The organism is Thiorhodococcus drewsii AZ1, from assembly GCF_000224065.1.
Taxonomy (GTDB): Bacteria; Pseudomonadota; Gammaproteobacteria; order Chromatiales; family Chromatiaceae; genus Imhoffiella; species Imhoffiella drewsii.
Map to the genome: position 1 here is coordinate 1 of NZ_AFWT01000007.1, position 17,792 is coordinate 17,792.

17 protein-coding genes are annotated in these 17,792 nt (G+C 64.3%); 12 read left to right on the plus strand and 5 right to left on the minus strand.

From position 1 onward, the window contains the following. The 5 genes from THIDRDRAFT_RS06000 to THIDRDRAFT_RS06020 all read left to right on the plus strand — a co-directional run. The coding region (locus THIDRDRAFT_RS06000) for an IS5/IS1182 family transposase (protein WP_007039916.1) at window positions 1–226 on the plus strand (226 nt) is incomplete at its 5' end. Window positions 227–371: 145 nt separating this feature from the next. After that, window positions 372–1,256: a diguanylate cyclase gene (locus THIDRDRAFT_RS06005; protein ID WP_007039918.1), complete on the plus strand. Its 885-nt coding sequence runs from the start codon at window positions 372–374 to the stop codon at window positions 1,254–1,256. Between the two features lie 153 nt (window positions 1,257–1,409). Continuing rightward, a complete protein-coding gene (locus THIDRDRAFT_RS06010; protein WP_007039919.1) occupies window positions 1,410–1,964 on the plus strand; it encodes a hypothetical protein in 555 nt (184 codons plus the stop codon). 391 nt (window positions 1,965–2,355) lie between these two features. Next, on the plus strand, window positions 2,356–2,712 hold the full coding sequence (locus tag THIDRDRAFT_RS06015; protein WP_007039920.1) for an HPF/RaiA family ribosome-associated protein: 357 nt from the start codon (window positions 2,356–2,358) through the stop codon (window positions 2,710–2,712). A 127-nt stretch (window positions 2,713–2,839) separates the two neighbouring features. After that, window positions 2,840–3,757: an SDR family oxidoreductase gene (locus THIDRDRAFT_RS06020; RefSeq protein WP_007039921.1), complete on the plus strand. Its 918-nt coding sequence runs from the start codon at window positions 2,840–2,842 to the stop codon at window positions 3,755–3,757. Between the two features lie 110 nt (window positions 3,758–3,867). Here THIDRDRAFT_RS06020 and THIDRDRAFT_RS06025 read toward each other — a convergent pair whose 3' ends face one another. Both THIDRDRAFT_RS06025 and THIDRDRAFT_RS06030 read right to left on the minus strand, forming a co-directional pair. Beyond that, window positions 3,868–4,689: a ferritin-like domain-containing protein gene (locus THIDRDRAFT_RS06025; protein WP_007039922.1), complete on the minus strand. Its 822-nt coding sequence runs from the start codon at window positions 4,687–4,689 to the stop codon at window positions 3,868–3,870. Next, window positions 4,686–5,957 carry a glycerate kinase type-2 family protein gene (locus THIDRDRAFT_RS06030; protein WP_245535788.1) on the minus strand — a complete coding sequence of 424 codons (1,272 nt, stop codon included), beginning with the start codon at window positions 5,955–5,957 and terminating at the stop codon, window positions 4,686–4,688. Before THIDRDRAFT_RS06030 ends, THIDRDRAFT_RS06025 begins: the two co-directional genes overlap by 4 nt. 167 nt (window positions 5,958–6,124) lie before the next feature. On the opposite strand from THIDRDRAFT_RS06030, the gene THIDRDRAFT_RS06035 reads away from it, so the two are divergent. After that, a complete protein-coding gene (locus tag THIDRDRAFT_RS06035; protein WP_007039924.1) occupies window positions 6,125–6,382 on the plus strand; it encodes a hypothetical protein in 258 nt (85 codons plus the stop codon). Window positions 6,383–6,490: 108 nt separating this feature from the next. Here THIDRDRAFT_RS06035 and tsaB read toward each other — a convergent pair whose 3' ends face one another. The 3 genes from tsaB to THIDRDRAFT_RS06050 all read right to left on the minus strand — a co-directional run bounded on the left by tsaB (window position 6,491) and on the right by THIDRDRAFT_RS06050 (window position 9,294). Continuing rightward, a complete protein-coding gene (tsaB, locus tag THIDRDRAFT_RS06040) occupies window positions 6,491–7,168 on the minus strand; it encodes a tRNA (adenosine(37)-N6)-threonylcarbamoyltransferase complex dimerization subunit type 1 TsaB (RefSeq protein WP_007039925.1) in 678 nt (225 codons plus the stop codon). Window positions 7,169–7,189: 21 nt separating this feature from the next. Continuing rightward, complete coding sequence (locus tag THIDRDRAFT_RS06045) at window positions 7,190–8,119, minus strand: hypothetical protein (RefSeq protein WP_007039926.1); 930 nt, start codon at window positions 8,117–8,119, stop codon at window positions 7,190–7,192. A 185-nt stretch (window positions 8,120–8,304) separates the two neighbouring features. Then, complete coding sequence (locus THIDRDRAFT_RS06050) at window positions 8,305–9,294, minus strand: adenosine kinase (protein ID WP_007039927.1); 990 nt, start codon at window positions 9,292–9,294, stop codon at window positions 8,305–8,307. A 269-nt stretch (window positions 9,295–9,563) separates the two neighbouring features. Here THIDRDRAFT_RS06050 and THIDRDRAFT_RS06055 point away from each other — a divergent pair, with 269 nt between their 5' ends. The 6 genes from THIDRDRAFT_RS06055 to THIDRDRAFT_RS06080 all read left to right on the plus strand — a co-directional run bounded on the left by THIDRDRAFT_RS06055 (window position 9,564) and on the right by THIDRDRAFT_RS06080 (window position 17,788). Then, window positions 9,564–10,763, plus strand: a complete 1,200-nt coding sequence (locus THIDRDRAFT_RS06055; RefSeq protein WP_342610819.1) for an MFS transporter — start codon at window positions 9,564–9,566, stop codon at window positions 10,761–10,763. Window positions 10,764–11,037: 274 nt separating this feature from the next. Further along, window positions 11,038–12,294: a trans-sulfuration enzyme family protein gene (locus tag THIDRDRAFT_RS06060; RefSeq protein ID WP_007039929.1), complete on the plus strand. Its 1,257-nt coding sequence runs from the start codon at window positions 11,038–11,040 to the stop codon at window positions 12,292–12,294. Between the two features lie 116 nt (window positions 12,295–12,410). Then, the gene (locus THIDRDRAFT_RS06065) at window positions 12,411–14,831 is read left to right on the plus strand and encodes a DEAD/DEAH box helicase (RefSeq protein WP_007039931.1); all 2,421 of its coding nucleotides are present in this window, start codon (window positions 12,411–12,413) and stop codon (window positions 14,829–14,831) included. Beyond that, window positions 14,828–15,262 (plus strand): hypothetical protein, encoded by a 435-nt coding sequence (locus THIDRDRAFT_RS06070; protein WP_007039932.1) that lies wholly within the window; start codon window positions 14,828–14,830, stop codon window positions 15,260–15,262. Before THIDRDRAFT_RS06065 ends, THIDRDRAFT_RS06070 begins: the two co-directional genes overlap by 4 nt. 8 nt (window positions 15,263–15,270) lie before the next feature. Beyond that, complete coding sequence (locus THIDRDRAFT_RS06075; protein WP_007039933.1) at window positions 15,271–16,617, plus strand: ribonuclease H-like domain-containing protein; 1,347 nt, start codon at window positions 15,271–15,273, stop codon at window positions 16,615–16,617. Then, on the plus strand, window positions 16,571–17,788 hold the full coding sequence (locus THIDRDRAFT_RS06080; RefSeq protein ID WP_173364680.1) for a DUF1615 domain-containing protein: 1,218 nt from the start codon (window positions 16,571–16,573) through the stop codon (window positions 17,786–17,788). Before THIDRDRAFT_RS06075 ends, THIDRDRAFT_RS06080 begins: the two co-directional genes overlap by 47 nt. Window positions 17,789–17,792: the final 4 nt, after the last annotated feature.

The following is a 17,792-nucleotide window of genomic DNA, read 5'->3' on the forward strand; positions in this document are numbered from 1 at the left end:
GCTTGATGTGTTGGAAGCGTGCGGGGCGATAGCGGTGATTCCACCGAAGCGCAACCGCCTGGTCCAACGCGCTTACGACAAGGAATTGTATAAAGCGCGCCATCTGATTGAAAACTTTTTCTCGAAGATCAAGCAGTTCAGAGCGATTGCCACCCGATATGACAAGTTGTCTCGCAACTTTCTCGCCGGTGTGCACTTAGCCTCAGCATGCGTCCTGCTTAATTGATGACAGGCCCTAGGTCATGGAGTCGATGCGCTCCTGGTGCTGGCGGACGAGGTGGAGCAGGCCGTCGCGGGCTTCGACACCGATGATCTTGAGCAGGTGCTGAGCGGATTCATCCGCATGATCGAGAGCTGGGGAGAGATTGCCGATGCCTGAACAGAGACGCATCCTCATCGTTGACGACGATGCGCGGAACATTAAGGTTGCTGCCAATGCGCTGAACGACACGGGGGTGGTCATCGGATTCGCCAAATCCGGAGAGGAGGCGCTGAACCGATTGCGTGAGACGCCGTTCGATCTCATTTTGCTCGATGTCATGATGCCCCGGCTGGACGGTTTCCAGGTGTGCTCCAGGCTCAAGGAGGATCCGCGCACGGCCGGGATCCCGGTGATCTTTCTGACGGCCAGGACGGATGAGGAAAGTATCGAGCGTGCCTATGAGGTCGGTGGGATCGACTATGTGTCCAAGCCCTTCAGGACGCGGGAGCTGGCGGCGCGGGTTCGGGTCCAGCTGCGTCAGTTGGATCTGATCGAGCGTCTCGAATTTCTGGCGACACGCGACTCACTGACCGGTGTCTTCAACCGTCGCCGATTTTTCGAGCTGGGCTCGGTCATGCTGGCCGAGTTCCGTGGCGAGCTGGTCGCCATGATGATCGACGTCGATCATTTCAAGCGCATCAACGATGCCTATGGTCATCAGGTGGGCGATGCCGTCCTGAGGCAGATCGCTTCGACCATCGAGACGACCTTGCCGCAAGGGGCGCTCTTCGGTCGGCTCGGCGGCGAGGAGTTCGCCCTGCTGGTTCGCGTGCGGGATGCCGAGGAGGCGATGGTCTATGCGGATCGGCTTCGCGAGTGTGTCGCCTCGATCGATCTGGCCCAGGTCGAGGGCAGCGGCTTGAGGTGCACCATCAGCATCGGCCTCAGCGTCGCGGAAGGAGACGTTTCGCTCGATGCCGTGCTCAATGAGGCCGACAGGATGCTCTATCGCGCCAAGGACGAAGGCCGCAATCGGGCCGTTCTGCGCGGCTGACACCCCGTTTGCCGGTCTCGCCGACCTGGGGGCGAGGCGGTGATGGGCTTTCCGGGATCTACGTCGCTGGCGGATTTCCGAGTAAAATACTGAGCATTCGGCGGCGGGTCCGATGCGCTCGGCGTCCGTCCATCAACGACGCAGGAGGATTGTGTGGCCATTCGTATCAAGAGTCATTGGCAGGATGAGGCGCGCGAGCGCTCGCTTCCCGAGGTCGCCAGCGCGCTGGCCTACATCGCCTGGCGCGTCGCGCTCGACAAGGCGATCAATCTGCATTGCGAGCGCTTCGTCTATCGGGACGACGCTCAGCGGCTCGCCGTCATCCAGGAATATCTGGCCTTTCTCATCCAGGTCGCCGATCGGCTTTCGCACGGCATGATCGACGACGAGGGGCGGCGGATCCTGGTCACCGAGTTCGCCAAGAAGGTTTTTGCCCACGTTCAGGACAACAGTCAGGATCTGCTCGGTCCAGGCGACTATGGTTCGCCTTTCATCGCCTTGCTCAACGTACGTTCGGGTGAGTATGCCGATTTCAGCTTTGATGATGAGGGTCCCAGCTACGCCATGCTTCGGCACCTGGGATTCGAGATCCAGACGCTGATGGGCGGCGGGCAGGAGAACCGCTGGGTCATCGATCAGGTGATGGACAAGGACGGTTGGGAGGCCTACAAGGCTTTCGCCAAGGCCTATCGCGACCTGTTCGAGTGAGACTGGGTGTCTGAGTCAGTGAAGGTCGCGCCCTGGCCTTCTGCCAGGGGCGTTTGGATGATCGCGAGGGACGCAGACGTCGTCAGGCGACGTGAAGAATTGGTCAAGTGGTCCTGCTCGTTGCTCGAAAGAGGCGTCAAATCTTGATCTGGAGGGGGTGAAATGGCGATGAATCGGTGTAAATAGCGCTTCTGGTCTTGCTTTTCGGCCGTTCGATCGCCATGATTCGATCACCGCCGCAAGTCTCGTATCGCGTCCCCCCCGCCCTAGAGACACCCCAGCGACGGAATCACTCACAATAAGAGGCGTTTGCCCTCATATCTGTTCCACTCGGCTTTCGAGAGGCGCCCTAAAGCGCAAGGATCTGCCGAGTCTTTGGAGAACGTCAAGTATGCCCATCAAGATAGGCGGCGACACGCTCGCGTTGGATGCCGACATTCGTCGGCAGATCGAGTCCGAGGCTAAGAAGTTCGCCGATCGATTTCCAGACGAACGGGTCGACGCTCACGTCACGATCAAGGAAGAATTCGATCCACTACACGGACATCGGGTCCGCTGTGAATTGAGTGCAAAGCTCTGTTCCGGGCGTCAGGTGCTGGTCCGCGACGCACGCAAGAATGCCGCCGAGGCGATCGAAGAGGTGTTCGTATCGGCGCGACGTAGCATGCGTCGTTTGCGTCGTCAGCACTCTGTTGCCCTGTCCTCCGTGCCTCCCAAGGTGACGCAACTGGCACAGGCCGGTCACTGATCGAGGTTGGGACGTCTCGTCTTTCTGGACGATGTTCAGGTTTTGCCTTGACCAGGGTCGGTCGGCACCAATCTAGTGGTTCATCCGATCTTTCGATTCAAATTCATTCATCGATGAGGAGTGTTCCATGAAGGTTGCAGTCATTGGCGGCACCGGATTCGTCGGTTTTCACGTCACGCGCCAATTGCTGGCCGAGGGTCACATCCCAAGGCTGCTGGTGCGTCCCGGAAGCGAGACCAAGGTCGAGAATCCCTCGGCCTGCGAGATCATTCAGGGTGATGTCGAGGATGCCTCGACGCTGGAAAAATGCCTCACCGGCGCCGATGCAGTGATCTATCTCATCGGGATCCTGCGCGAGTTCCCCTCGCGCGGCATCACCTTCGAGGCGCTGCAGTATCAGGGGGTGGTGAATACCATCGCGGCCGCGAAGGCCGTGGGGGTCGAGCGCTTCCTCTTGATGACCGCCAACGGCATCCGCGCCGACGGTACGCCCTATCAGCGCACCAAATATCAGGCCGAGGCGGCCTTAAAGGGCTCGGGTCTGCGCTGGACCATCTTTCGTCCCTCCGTGATCTTCGGCGATCCCCAGGGGCGCATGGAGTTCTGCTCCCAGCTCAAGAAGGACATCATCGACAGCCCGTTGCCGGCACCGCTGTTCTACGCGGGGCTGTTACCGCTCAAGGCGGGCGAGTTCGAGCTGGCGCCGGTGTCGGTAACCGACGTCGCCAAGGCTTTCGTGCTGGCCTTGAGCGAACCGCGCACCGAGTCTCAGACCTACAGCCTGTGCGGCCCGCAGCGTCTGAGTTGGAAGGCGATTCTCGGCATCATCGCCGCCGCTTCGGGCAAGACCAAGGTGATGGTGCCGGCGCCAGCCATGGCCATCCAGGCTGCCGCCAGTCTGCTCGATCGCTATGCCTGGTTCCCCATCTCGCGCGATCAGCTGCAGATGCTGCTTGAGGGCAATGTCTGCTCGGAGAACGACAGCTTTGCCCGTCTCGGTTTGACGCCGACCCATTTCGGCGTGGATCAGCTCGGCTATCTCTGAGCGATCGTCGGTCGAGAGGCCGCGGGCCGGAAGGCTTCCCGGATCCGCTGCGCTGCATCCGGGCTACGGGGTGCATGTGGCTCGGCTGGACACCCTGAATCCGCGAGAGCTCATGATCGCCGACAGAGCGCTTCGAGACGGTCGAGTTCCGAGTCGTCGAAGCCGGCTCTGAGCCGCTCCTCGCGGTTCAGGGGGCCTCGGATCTCGCCGGTCATGTAGTCGTCGAGCAGTTCGAAGTAATGGTGCGCGGGATCGCGTCCGCGCTCGATACAGAGCGTTTTGAACCAGTGCGATCCGGCGGCGACATGCCCGACCTCTTCGGCGAGGATGACGCCGAGTCTGCCTCCTGTTTCGGTGTCGTCGACGCCCTCGAAGCGCGCAATCATGCCTGGCGTCACGTCCAACCCTCGGGCCTCCAGCACACGCGGAACCAGCGCCATGCGGACCAGCGGGTCTGCGGCGGTGCGTCGTGCCATCTCCCAGAGCCCGTCGTGCGCGGGGAAGTCGCCGTAGTCGCGGCCCAGATCGTTCAGGCGCTCGCGCATGAGCATGAAATGCCGCGCCTCTTCGGCGGCGATCCGCAGCCAATCGGTGTGAAACTCCAGCGGCATGTCGCGGAAGCGCTGCACCGCGTCCAGGGCCAGGTTGATGGCGTTGAATTCGATATGGGCCACGGCATGGATCATGGCCGCCCGGCCGTCGCGGCTGGTGAGCTTGCGCGCCACCAATTGGCGCGGTGCGACCAATTCGAGTCTTTCCGGACGGCCCGGTTGGTCGCGGATGGGTCCGGCCAGAGCGGCATCGGCATTCAGGCGTCCCGCTTCCCAATCCTCAGCGGTCTGCAGGGTCGCGGCGACCTTGCGCTCCGGATCCGGCTCGGCCAGGCAGCGCGCCACGCTGTCGAATAGGTTGGTCGTCGATTGTTCCGTCACAGCTTCAGTCCCAGGATTAGATCCATTACGTTGGTGTCGGTTGGTCCGGTACGGATGAGGTCGCCGCTGGCCTCCAGCAGTTGGCCCGAATTCGCCGCGATTAGGGCCGATTCGGCATCGAACCCCTCCAGCGCTGCGCGTTCCAGCGTCCAGCCGTCGACCAGCGCGCCCGCGTCCTCGGTCGGTCCGTCGGTGCCATCGGTTCCGGCGCTGAGCAGCAGACAGTCGGGATGGCCGGCGAGCGCGATTGCCGCAGCCAGGGCTAGATGCTGGTTGCGTCCGCCGCGTCCAGGGGCGTCGGGAAGGGCGACGGTCGTTTCTCCGCCCCAGATGTGCAGTCCCGGCTCGGAGTCGATCAGGATACGGGCGAAGGTGCGGCCCTGTTCGGCCGCATCGCCTTGGATCGGTGGTGGATGGAGCCGGACAGAGAGGCCGAGCTGTGACGCACGCTCTGCGGCCGCTTGCATGGCGGTAGCGATATCGGCGATCAGTTCGATCTCTGGTCCAGGGGCGGGCGATTGACCGCGTTCGGCGAGCCCCCGATGCACCTGGTCGTTTAGCCAGCCGGGCAAGGGAAGCTCCAGGACATGCGATTCAAGATCGGGTTCGGGAGACAGGAGTCCGGAGCCGATGACACCCGGGTCGTTGTCCGGCACGTCCGAGATGGCGAGTGCCCGTAACGGTCGATCGCCGATTCTTGAGAGCAGCCCCCCGCCCTTGATCCGCGAGATGCATTTGCGCACCCGGTTGATCTGTCCGATCGGCAGTCCGCTGGCGAGCAGCCAGGCATTGATCCGGCGCAGCTCGGGCAGATCGATGTCCTGGATTGGGGCCTCGACCAGGCTGGATGCGCCCCCCGAGATGAGAAAGAGCGGCGTTACCTGGCTCGGAATGTCGTCGAGTGCCGCGATCAGTCGCGCGCCCGCATCCAGGCTGGCTCGGTCGGGGAGCGGATGTCCGCCGAAGAGGCATGCGATTCCCCGCGCGGCGAGTGCGGTCGGATCGGCATGACCTGGCTTGGTGACGACCAGTCCGCCGAGACAGGCATCTCCACAGATCTCCGTCGCGCCAAGCGCCATGGACGCGGCGGCCTTGCCGATCGCACACAGCCAGATCGGACCTTCGATGGGGTGTCGTGCCAGGGCGCGCCGGGTGGCCTCGCGCCCGTCGACCGCCGCAATGGCCGCGGCGAGACAGTCCAGAATTCTGGCGCGCGCGGTCTGAGTGGGTGTGTCCAGAGCGGTGTGCATTGGGCGAGGATTGGGCATGGCTCTCGGTATATTGACTGATTTCAATGCACTATCCGCGAGGCACGCGCACAGTTGACTACATCTTGCGGGCGCGTTGCCCGGATCCCGATTCCGTCCTTCACTCTCGCTGTCGCCCCGGTCGCGATGGCTCTGCCAGGCGCCCACGGGCGACTCGAGACGCTCTCATGATGAATCTCTGTCCCAAATGCAGTCACTCGCCGTGGCCGTTCGCCATGATTTTTGTGATCACCAGCGTGATCGGTTTTCTGACCTGGCTGGTGCTCGGACTGTCGCCGCTGGATCCGCTGGCACGGGTGGCAATCGCCGTGGCTGTCTTCCTGGTGGTGGGGGGAACCCTGCTGCACTATGTCGTCAGTTGTCTGCGCCGCCATTGTCGGCACAAGGATGATGCCACAGCGGGGCGTGGCGAGGCATTGGGCTGAGTTTGGCGGACCGAGATGGTCTCGCTGGCTAGGAGGTGCGGTCGGTCGCCTACCGACGCCCTCCGTTGGCGTCGTCTCGGGCGGTCTTGACGCGGAGTCGCCCTTCGATCAGGCGGTGCGGGTGACCCGGTCTCGCAAATAGACCGGCATGGCCTGATCGGCTGGAATCTGCTGGCCTGCAGCGTAGGCGGCTGCGGCGAGCGTGGCGATGTCGCGGGCCTCGCAGATGGCCTCTGGGTCCGTTTCGGTGACGCTCTCTCCCAGGCGCTCGATCAGTGCCGCGCGATAGGCAGACCAGCCGGGACCGACGCCGAACCAGCCTGCGCCCGGCGGAGCCGAGACGGTCTCTGGGGGGCAAACGCGCTCGTCGCAGCAGGGCTCCGCCAGTCCGTGCGGGTCGATCTCGAAGCACCCCCAGTAGACCTCGTCCATGCGGGCGTCGAGCGCGACGAGCAGGCGCTTCTCGCCCGTGCGCCGGTAGTGGCCCTGGGCCATCGCAGCGAGCGTCGAAACCGGAACCACGGGAACCTCGGCGCCGAAGGCAGCGCCCTGGATGACGGAGGTGGCGATGCGTACGCCGGTGAAGGAGCCGGGCCCGCACCCGAAGGCCATGGCGTCCAGATCGGTGATGGCGAGTCCCGCCTGTTCGAGTAGATCCTGCATCATCGGCAGGATGAGTTCGCCGTGGCGCCGTGGTGCGTGCTCCAGTCGTTGCTCGATGCAGGTGTCGATGAGCAGGGCGGCGGAGCAGGTTTCGCTGGAGGTATCGATCGCAAGCAGCTTCATATAATGGCGAATGGGTAGTGATCAGGCCAAAAAGGCGAGATCGAGCGGCTGAAAGCCGAAAGTGCCGATTCCATATCCTGCGTCCTCCAGCTCATGGATGAAGGGGTAGGGCGGTTGCAGAACCCAGCCGTGGAAGCTGGATTCGAGCGCGCCCTCCTGTTGGCGAGGCGGTCTGTCCTCCGATACCTCCACCAGGAACAGCCGGATGCGCCCGAGCATCCGCAGGGGATCCGTCAGCTGGGTCTGGACGGCCCAGCCTTCCAGTCCGTCGATGAAGTACTCGCTTCTCAGTGCCGACTCCTTGAGCTGTGCCGCCAGGCCGAACAGCAAGAGGCGCTTGTATTCCAGTTCATGGTCGAACCCCGTCCCGGAGGTCTTGTCTTCATCCCAGGGCGAGCGGGCGCGTCGCGTGGAGAGGTAATGGTGCAGCTCGTGCAGATCGCGCCAGGTTCCGGCGGGGACCGGGATATTCCAGAGTGCGCCATAACGGATCTGGCGCGAGGCGAAACGGAAGAGATTGCGGATCATCCAGTCGCGCTTGCGAACCTGGCGGGCGGTGAGCGATCCGTATTGCTGGTCGAGCTGGTGCAGCGTCTGGTCGAGGTTGAGACACATGAGTCGGTAGAGGCGCTGTTCGAGCGTGATGCCGTGCAGCGGCTTGTCTCCGTTGCCTTCATCCTCCTGATAGGGCTTTGGCAGCCCGGCGCAGGTCTTGAGGATGGGCACCTTGAGCGCCGAGAGCACCGAGATCCGCCGATTGGCGGTCAGGTCCGACTTGCGTAGGTTCTCCAGCGCCATCATCAACGCCGGTCCAGCCTGTCGTACCCCGGCGCCGCGCAGCCCGGATAGCCATTCGTTGAGCTTGTCCAGATTGCCGTCGAAACGCGGACGCGTGCATTCCCGAACCGCCAGCGGCGAGGGTAGGGAAGGGGCATTGAAGCTCGAGATCATCACGTATCCTTCATTCGACGCACACCGATAGGACACCCTCCATGGGATGTGGAGGGCGATGCCCGCCGACCGTTATCTACCAATTCCGATCCTTTGGGCTACATGCTAACGTCACGGGCGGAGCGGGGATGTCGAATGGTTCGCACTTCGGGACATCCAGCTCAGCCCTTGGGTCGGGGCGTCGGTCAGCCGAAGGATTTGAGGATGGCCTGGGTCTCGTCGGTCGAGATGCGCGGGCCGAGCGAGGTCACCAGCTTGGCCGAGGCGGCCGAGGCCAGATCGCCGGCGCGCTGGTGGCTCCAGCCCTGACTCAGTCCGTAGAGGAAGGCGCCCGCGAACATGTCGCCCGCGCCGACCGTATCGACGGCTTCGACCTTGACCGGATCGATCTCGATCAGCGCGCTGCCGTCCCAGACCAGGGCACCCTGTGGGCCTCGGGTGATGGCGAAGCTCTTGGCGATGGACTTGAGATAGCTCAGCGTCTGGTTCAGGTCTTCCGAGCCGGCCATGCCCATGGCTTCGAATTCGTTGGCGAAGAGCAGGTCCACCCCTGAGCCGATCATCTCCATCAGTCCCGGCTTGAAGAACTTGACCATGTTGGGGTCGGAGAGCGAGATGGACGTCTTGACGCCAGCCGCCTCGGCGATGCGCTTGGCCTCGATCGAGGCGTGGCGCGCCGTGTCCGAGGTGACCAGATAGCCCTCGGTGTAGAACCAGTCCGAGTCGGTCAGCGCCTCTTCGACCAGCTCGTTGGTGGACAGATTGCCGCTGACGCCGAGGTAGGTGCACATGGTGCGGTCGCTGTCCGGGGTGACGAGTACGACACAGCGTCCGGTGTGGCCCTGATCCTTTTCGGTATGCTGGTTGGTGTCGACGCCACCATCGACCAGGTCCTTCATATAGAAGTAGCCCAGTTCGTCGTCGGCGACCTTGCAGGAGTAGTAGCTCGTGCCGCCGAACTGGCTGAAGGCAATGATGGAGTTGGCCGCCGATCCGCCGGATCCGCGCTGATGCTGCCGGTCTTTCAGATGATGCATGATGCCGGTCTGCTGTTGCTCGTCGACCAGGGTCATCACACCCTTGTCGATGCCGAGGATGCCAAGATCCTCATGCGCCACCTCGTATTCCATGTCGACCAGCGCGTTGCCGATCCCGTAGATCTGATATTTCGCCATGCGGACTCCATTGTTCGAGAGATCAAGATGGGCCATTGTACAGGTCTGGGTTTGCCTCAGTTGAATCGGTCGGCGATGTGCGGCGATTCTTGTCCTCATACCGTTCCTCGGAGGTCGTCGCTCGATCCTTGGGCACCTGGTCCGAGTGTGCGAGGATGTACGCTCTTCGATGATGTACACCCATGCATCCGCTGCGGGCGCGATGGAATCTGTTTCCGGGCCAGCCTGTTCAACCACCTCCGTACCGCTCGACGTCCATGACCACACACATGACTCTCCAGCCCCGTTTTCGGGTGCTGGGCGCCATCAGTTTTTCGCATTTGCTCAACGACACCATGCAGTCGCTGATGGTCGCCATCTACCCGCTCTTCAAATCCGGGCTGCATCTGAGCTTTGCTCAGATCGGTCTCATCACGCTCGCCTTTCAGTTCACCTCATCGCTGCTGCAGCCGCTGGTCGGGCTCTACACCGACCGCCGTCCTCAGCCCTTCTCGCTCGCCGCCGGCATGGGCTGCACCTTCACCGGTCTGCTGGCGCTGTCCATCGCCGACAGTTTTCCCTTGGTGCTGATGGCCGCCGCCATGGTCGGCACCGGATCGGCCGTCTTCCATCCCGAGGCATCGCGGGTGGCCCGCATGGCCTCGGGCGGACGCTATGGGTTGGCCCAGTCCATCTTTCAGGTCGGCGGCAACGCCGGCGCGGCGATCGGACCCTTGCTCGCGGCCTTGGTCGTCCTGCCGCACGGCCAAGGCAGCCTCGCCTTCATGTCACTGCTCGCGCTGGTTGCCATGCTGGTGCTGATCGGCGTTGGTCTCTGGTATCGCCATCAGCAACGCCAGCCGCGACCGGCGCCCAAGTCGACCCATAACCCTCTGCCCAAGGGCAAGGTACGGACCACGCTCGGGGTGCTGCTGGCGCTCATGTTCTCCAAGTTCTTCTACTCGGCCAGTCTGAGCAGCTTCCTCATCTTTTATTTGATGGAGCATTACGGTATCGGCGTGCGCGATGCCCAATTCCATCTCTTCCTCTATCTCTTCGCCATTGCCGCAGGCACCCTGTTGGGCGGACCCATCGGAGATCGCATCGGCCGACGTCAGGTCATCTGGGCATCCATCCTCGGCGTTGCGCCCTTCACCCTGATGCTGCCCTATGTGGGACTGGGAACCTCGGCGGTCCTGGTGATGATCATCGGCTTCATGCTCGCCTCGGCCTTTCCGGCGATGGTGGTCTACGCACAGGAACTCATTCCTGGCCGCATCGGTGCCATCTCGGGGCTCTTCTTCGGGCTTGCCTTCGGCCTGGCCGGCGTTGGGGCCAGTGTTCTGGGCCTAGTCGCCGACCACTGGGGCATCGAGACCGTCTACCGCATCTGCGCCTTCCTGCCCCTGATCGGACTCATTGCGGTCTTCCTGCCGGATCTGCGCTTGAACCGAGAGCCGAGGGGTGTGGCCGAGCCGGCGCGGGCTTGAGACGCGGACCTTCGTCTTGACCTAACGCGACTCAGAGCCGCGCTCCGATGAGGCTTGCAATCTGCGCATGATGCGTGGTTTGGGTCGCTTGATGGGTGCGATCGATAGCGGCGAAGGTGGATCGAAACGGTGATCAAAGCCGGCGCCGGAATCGATCGTCAGTCAATTGGGGGTCGGACGGCCGTCCTTGACCGCCTTGAGCGAGATCGGTCAAGAGATTTCCCGACCTTTGCGGCATTCTATCCCTTTCATCCAATCCGGACCGGGTAACGCCATGACCCATGCCATCGACCCCAAGGACTTTCCGAGTCAGACCGACAGGGACTTCTCCACCCGCGCCATTCATGCCGCCTACGATGCGCTGGCCAATCAGGGCGCACTGAATCCACCGGTGTTCTGGTCTTCGACCTTCGCCTTCGAGTCCGCCGCCCAGGGCGCCGCGCGCTTCGCCGGGATCGAGCCGGGCATGATCTACACCCGGGTTACCAACCCGACGGTGCAGACCCTGGAAGAGCGTCTGGCCGAGCTGGAGGGCGCGGAGGCCGGCCTGGCCTTCGGCTCCGGCATGGGCGCCATGACCTCGCTGATCTGGACCCTGCTGCGACCGGGCGACGAGCTGCTGGTCGACCTCACGCTCTACGGCTGCACTCACTCGCTTGTGAACCATCTGCTGCCGCAGTTCGGCATCGTGACGCGCTCGGCCGACTTCACCCGACCGGAAGCGCTGTCGGAACATCTCAGCGAGCGGACGCGTCTGGTCCTCTTCGAGACGCCGGCCAACCCCAACATGCGTCTAGTGGACATTGCGGCCGTCTCCGCGCAGGTCCGCGCACACTGCCCGGCGCTGGTTGCGGTCGACAGCACCTACTGCTCGCCCTATCTGCAGCAACCATTGGCGTTGGGCGCCGACGTCGTCATCCATTCGCTGACCAAATACATCAACGGTCATGGCGACGTGATTGCCGGCGCGCTGCTGGGTCGGGCCGAGCTGATGCAGCAGATTCGCATGCAGGGTCTGAAGGAACTGACCGGTGCCTGTCTGTCGCCCATGGATGCCTATCTGGTCCTGCGTGGCTTGAAGACCCTGCCGCTGCGCATGGACCGCCATTGCCAGAGCGCCCAACTGATCGCCGAGCGTCTGGCCCAGCATCCGGCCGTGGCCCAGGTGCATTACCCAGGTCTGGAGTCGCACCCGCAGTTCGAGCTGGCCCAGCGCCAGATGCGCTTGCCCGGCGGCATGATCGCCTTCGAGCTCGCCGGTGGTGTCAAAGAGGGCGCGCGTTTTATGGACGCGCTGCAGCTCTTCACCTGCGCGGTCAGTCTGGGCGATGCCGAGAGCCTCGCCCAGCACCCGGCCAGCATGACCCACAGCACCTATGCGCCCGAGGAGCGGGCCAAGCACCTCATCACCGAAGGGCTGGTGAGGCTCTCGATCGGGCTCGAAGATGCCGAGGATCTCTGGCGCGATCTGGATCAGGCGCTGGAGGTGGCGATCCAGTCGCCAGGGTCCGGGCTACCCTTCTTGTTCTGATTCAGGGACGGCCGAGCGAGCCTGACCTGGGTCTGAACTAGCCATTGCCTGTCGAACCTGTCGCGTCCAATCTGTTCCAATCCGACTTGGATCATTTGGACGCGGACCCTCTTCACGTGACGCCCCCGACATCGAACGACGCCTCCACAGCCAGCCGTCATTCCAGCTCGACGGCCCTGCCGGTCGAACGCCTCAAGTCTCGGCTGCTTGCCAAGTACGCCGCCCGCATCAGCGCCCGTCAGGTCCAGCCGGCCACGCAGGCGGTCTGGCGCGAGCTGCCGCCCGATCTGACGCCCGCGCTCGACTCTGCCTTGCGGGCGCGCGGGCTGGAGCGGCTCTATAGCCATCAGCGCGCGGCCTGGGATCTGGCGCGCGCCGGCCGGCATCTGGTGGTGGCGACCCCGACCGCCTCGGGCAAGACCCTCTGCTACAACATGCCGGTCCTGCAATCGGTGCTGACCGAGGGGCGCAAGGCGCTCTATCTCTTCCCGACCAAGGCCCTGGCCCAGGATCAGGTGGCGGAGCTGATGGAGCTCGGCCGGGCCCTGACCGAGTCGGGCGGGGAGGGCATCCGGGCCTTCACCTTCGACGGCGACACGCCGGGCGACGCGCGCAAGGCGGTGCGCACCCGGGGCGACATCGTGGTCAGCAACCCGGATATGCTGCATCAGGCGATCCTGCCGCATCACACCAAATGGGCCCAGTTCTTCGAGGGGCTGGCCTATGTGGTGGTCGACGAGCTGCACAGCTATCGCGGCGTCTTCGGCTCGCACGTGGCCAACGTCTTCCGCCGTCTGCGGCGCATCTGCCGCTTCTACGGGGTCGAGCCGGCCTTCATCTTCGCCTCGGCGACCATCGCCAATCCGGCCGAGCTGGCCGAGCGTCTGTGCGGCGCGCCGGTCGAGGCGATCCTGGAGAGCGGTGCGCCCCAGGGCGAGCGTCATCTGCTGCTGTGGAATCCGCCGGTCATCAATCCGGATCTGGGCATCCGCGCCTCGGCGCGCTCGCAATCGACGCGCATCGCCCGCATGGCGGCCAAGCTCGGGCTCAAGGCGATCGTCTTCGCCCGCTCGCGTCTCATGGTCGAGGTCATCACCAAGTATCTGAAGGACGTCTTCGACCAGGATCCGCGCAATCCGCCGCGTGTATTGGCCTATCGCGGCGGCTATCTGCCGAGCGAGCGCCGCCGGGGCGAACAGGCGATGCGCGCCGGTACGGTGGATCTGGTGGTGGCGACCTCGGCGCTGGAGCTGGGGGTGGACATTGGCGCCCTGGACGTCGCCATCCTCAACGGCTATCCGGGCACGGTGGCCGCTACGATGCAGCGGCTCGGGCGTGCCGGTCGGCGGTTGAGGCCCTCGCTTGGGGTTCTGGTGGCAAGCAGCGATCCACTCGACCAGTATCTGATGCGTAACCCTGAATTCCTGTTCGGCGCCTCGCCCGAGCATGCCCGCATCCATCCGGATCAGCTGCTGATCCTGCTCGATCATGTGCGCTGCGCGGCCTTCGAGTTGCCCTTCGGCGACGGCGAGACCTTCGGTGCCGAGGATCTGGGCGAGATGCTGTCCTATCTGCGCGACGAGGGTGTGCTTCAGCGCCAGGGCGCACGCTGGTACTGGGTGGCCGATAGCTATCCGGCCAACGCCGTCTCGTTGCGCTCGGTGGCCGAGGGCAATTTCGTGGTCGTCGATACGACCGACGGTGCCCAGACCATCATCGCCGAGGTGGATTACGGCAGCGCGCCCGGTACGCTCTACGAAGGGGCCATCTACATGGTCCAGTCGCAACCCTATCAGGTCGAAAAACTCGATTGGGTCGGGCGCAAGGCCTTCGTCACGCGTACTCGGGCGGACTATTACACCGACGCCATCGATTACACCCGGCTCAAGATCTTGGATCGTTTCGAGGGGCGGCTGCAGGGCCGGGGCGCCGTGGCTAACGGCGAGGTGCATCTGGTGCATCGCTATCCGGGCTACAAGAAGATTCGCTATTACAGCCACGACAACGTCGGCTATGGCAACATCGCGCTCCCGGATCAGGAGATGCATACCACCTCGGTCTGGTGGCAGGCGGAACCGGCGGCGCTGGAGGCGGTCTTGCCCGATCGTCAGAAGGCGATCGAGGGCTTTCTCGGCGCGGCCTATGCGCTGCATCATGTCGCGGCCCTGCGGGTGATGGCCGAGCTGCAGGATCTGGGGCGGGCGGTCGGCGACGGTCAGGGTACCTGGTTCGCGGTGGTGGGAAACGATGGGCGCGGTCAGATGCGCGGCCCGGACAATGAACCCTTGGAGATCGACGGGACGAGGCGTTTCGAGCCCACGCTCTTCCTGTACGACAACTATCCGGGCGGCGTCGGGCTCTCCGCGCCGCTGTACGACGATGCCCAGCGGCTGCTGGGCGATGCCCGCGATTTGGTGGCGGGCTGTGCCTGCCGAGGCGGTTGTCCGGCCTGTGTCGGACCCATCCTGGCGGGCGACGAAGATCTTGCATGGACGCCACGCCAGACGGCGCTGGCGGTTCTGGAGTTATTGAAATGAAGTCATCTGTCATCGCCCTTCTGGCGATCGGTCTCATCGGGTCTGGTGTCTCTGGAGGTCTGCTCGCCACCCAATACGGTCCCGTGCTCAAGGGGGACGAGGGGATCTGGTGGACGCCCGATTCGAGTCCGCTGTCGCTCGACGAGACGGCGAGCGCCTTTCGTCTCTATATCGACAATACCTCTCTGCAGGCGCACATGCAGAACGGTTCGCTTACCGGGCTGGGCCGCGAGGGGCTGGCCTTCCATGTCGAGCCCAAAGACGTCGCGGTTCTGGTCAACAACTGGCCGTCGGTTCGGGCTGCCTTCCTGCAATCCGCGCTCTATTCGGCCTTCGCGCTCGGTGCCTCGTTGAGCTGTCTGCTGATCGGTATCGTCGCCGCATTTCGAGGCGCTGGCCAGGCTCGGAGTCAAGCGCGCAGGCTGCGCTGAGATCGTCCATGGCCGATCGATCGCTTGCCGGACGCCTGGGGCGTTTACGAGGACCGACCAAGGATGCGAGCGCGTGCGTCGATGGCAGTCCTACGGCGTCGGGGGATGTCGATCCGGCCCCGCTGGTCCGGGCAGGGACGGTCGCTCAGGACTCGTTCGCCGACCGGGTGCAACGGCTTATGGGCGGTTCGTCCGCTCGGTCGCCGGGCGCGCCAGACGAGTCGTCGCTGGCCGAATCGATCGGTGCGGAGCGGATCGCTCCAGGGGTGTTGAGACTGGAACGGCTTCTGGATGGTCGGACCCGGCACGGCTGTGCGCCGCTGTCGTGTTTTGTCCTCGACGCAGATCCCGGCCTTCAGCGACCGCTGGTCGAGATGTGCAGTCGTCCAGCGTGCGAGGATGACGAGGGTCTGCGGTGGCCGGCGGTTTTTCTCGATACCGAGACCAGCGGTCTCGCTGGCGGGACGGGAACCTGGGCCTTTATGACCGGGGTGCTGCGCCAGGATGGCGATGGCTGGCGGCTGCGTCAGTATCTGCTTGCCCGACTCGATGCCGAGCCGGTCTATCTGGAGGCGGTGCGCGATGAGCTGGCCGATGCCGGAACGCTGGTGACCTACAACGGTCGAGCCTTCGATGGTCCCTTGCTGACCACCCGTTTCAGACTCGCCGGTTTTCCTGATCCATTGCACGATCTGCATCATCTGGATCTACTGGGTCCGACACGGCGGGCGTTCGGTCGGGTCTGGCCGAACTGCCGGCTGACGACGGCCGAGACCCGTCTGCTTCGCTTTGTGCGCGAGGGCGATCTGCCAGGCTCCGAGGCTCCAGCCGCCTGGCTCGGATGGCTGAGGCGGGGCGAGATTGCGCCCTTGTCCGGGGTGCTGCGTCACAACCGCTGGGATTTGCTGTCGCTGGCCGGTCTCCTGCCGGCCCTGGCGCGCAGCTTTGACGATCCGACGGCCTTTGGGGCCGATCCGCACGCGGTGGCGACTTTCCATCGATCGAAGGGGCGTGAGGCGCTGGCACTGCGTCTGCTCGAATCCGAGCGAGGTCGTTTGGGTCCAGAGGCGCTGCTGGATCTGGCGCGGCTCTATCGGCGCCGGGGCGACTGGGACTCGGCCCTCCGGCTCTGGGAGTCGCTTTCGGCCACTGGAGATCAGCAGGCGCGTCTCGCGCTGGCCAAGTACCATGAGCACCGGACGCGGGATCTGACGCTAGCCTTGGAGCTGGCGCTCGGACTTCCGCCTGGGGCGGATCGCGAGCGTCGCTGCGACCGTTTACGGGGCAAACTGACAGAAGTGGGTGAGGATGCGGGCCGTGACATCGAAGGGGATCGGCGGTTGGCGCCGGATTGAGTGGGCGAGTCTGGTCGGATGTCTGGCCATGGCGTTGGCGGGATGCTCCGGCTCTCCGGTGGTGCCGGAGCGCCAGGGCGGAGGCGCGCCGGTCGTCGAGTCCAATTCGCGTTCGCCGTCCAGGCCGCAGGCGCCGCCCCGCACGCCCGAGGAGCATCATGCACGGGTCCTGGATCTGGCCGAGCGTCTCCTGCCGCCCGATCTGCGCGACCGTTCCGGCTGGGCGCGCGACATCGCCACCAGCATGACGGCACTTTCGATTCCGGCCTTGCCGCGCAAGGTTTGCGCCGTCGCCGCCGTCATCGAGCAAGAGTCGGGTTGGCGCGCCGATCCGGTGGTGCCAGATCTGGGTGGAATCGCCCGCCGCGAGATGGAGCGCAAGCTGGGACGGTATCTGATTCCGGGCGCCGTGCTGGATCTGGCGCTGCGCAAGACCTCGTCCAATGGTCAGACCTATGCCGAACGGATCGCCCATCTGCGCACCGAGCGCGAGCTGTCCGAGCTCTACGATGAGATGATCTCGGAGGTTCCTCAGGGGCAGCGTCTGTTCGGCGACATGAATCCGGTGCACACCGGCGGTCCCATGCAGGTCAGCGTCGCCTTCGCCGAGCAGACGATGCGCGAGCGTCGCTATCCCTGGCGCAACGCCGGGAGCGCGCGCGAGGAGGTTTTCAGCCGTCGTGGCGGGGTCTATTTCGGCACCGCGATGCTGCTCGACTATCCGGTCAGCTACAACCGCATGCTCTATCGTTTCGCCGACTTCAACGCCGGGCGTTATGCCAGTCGCAACGCCGCCTTCCAGCGTCTGGTGGCCCGCCTGACCGGAATCGATCTGGCCCCGGATGGCGATCTGCTGCGCTACCAGGACGGCGAGCCGTCCGGAACCAGTCAGACCGAGCGCGCCGTGCGGGCGATCGAGGGGCTGGGCATGGACGAGACGGCGGTCCGGCGCGATCTATTGCAGGAGAAGTCCTTCGCCTTCGAACGGACCAGGCTCTATCGGCGCGTACGTGAGCTGGCCGAACGTCGCGGTCTGCCGACCCCGGCGGCCTCGGTCCCGGACATCGCGCTGGAGAGTCCCAAGATCACCCGCAAGCTCACCACCCGCTGGTTCGCCGAGCGGGTGGAGGGTCGCTATCGGCGGTGTCTGGCACGCAATCACGAGGACTGAGGAC

Coding starts and splice junctions, on each gene's coding strand:
- THIDRDRAFT_RS06045 (WP_007039926.1), bottom strand. CDS start 8,119: ATGATCTCGAGCTTCAATGCCCCTTCCCTACCCTCGCCGCTGGCGGTT.
- THIDRDRAFT_RS06070 (WP_007039932.1), top strand. CDS start 14,828: ATGAAGTCATCTGTCATCGCCCTTCTGGCGATCGGTCTCATCGGGTCT.
- THIDRDRAFT_RS06075 (WP_007039933.1), top strand. CDS start 15,271: ATGGCCGATCGATCGCTTGCCGGACGCCTGGGGCGTTTACGAGGACCG.
- THIDRDRAFT_RS06060 (WP_007039929.1), top strand. CDS start 11,038: ATGACCCATGCCATCGACCCCAAGGACTTTCCGAGTCAGACCGACAGG.
- THIDRDRAFT_RS06030 (WP_245535788.1), bottom strand. CDS start 5,957: ATGCCCAATCCTCGCCCAATGCACACCGCTCTGGACACACCCACTCAG.
- tsaB (WP_007039925.1), bottom strand. CDS start 7,168: ATGAAGCTGCTTGCGATCGATACCTCCAGCGAAACCTGCTCCGCCGCC.
- THIDRDRAFT_RS06035 (WP_007039924.1), top strand. CDS start 6,125: ATGATGAATCTCTGTCCCAAATGCAGTCACTCGCCGTGGCCGTTCGCC.
- THIDRDRAFT_RS06005 (WP_007039918.1), top strand. CDS start 372: ATGCCTGAACAGAGACGCATCCTCATCGTTGACGACGATGCGCGGAAC.
- THIDRDRAFT_RS06015 (WP_007039920.1), top strand. CDS start 2,356: ATGCCCATCAAGATAGGCGGCGACACGCTCGCGTTGGATGCCGACATT.
- THIDRDRAFT_RS06050 (WP_007039927.1), bottom strand. CDS start 9,294: ATGGCGAAATATCAGATCTACGGGATCGGCAACGCGCTGGTCGACATG.
- THIDRDRAFT_RS06055 (WP_342610819.1), top strand. CDS start 9,564: ATGACTCTCCAGCCCCGTTTTCGGGTGCTGGGCGCCATCAGTTTTTCG.
- THIDRDRAFT_RS06020 (WP_007039921.1), top strand. CDS start 2,840: ATGAAGGTTGCAGTCATTGGCGGCACCGGATTCGTCGGTTTTCACGTC.
- THIDRDRAFT_RS06080 (WP_173364680.1), top strand. CDS start 16,571: ATGCGGGCCGTGACATCGAAGGGGATCGGCGGTTGGCGCCGGATTGAG.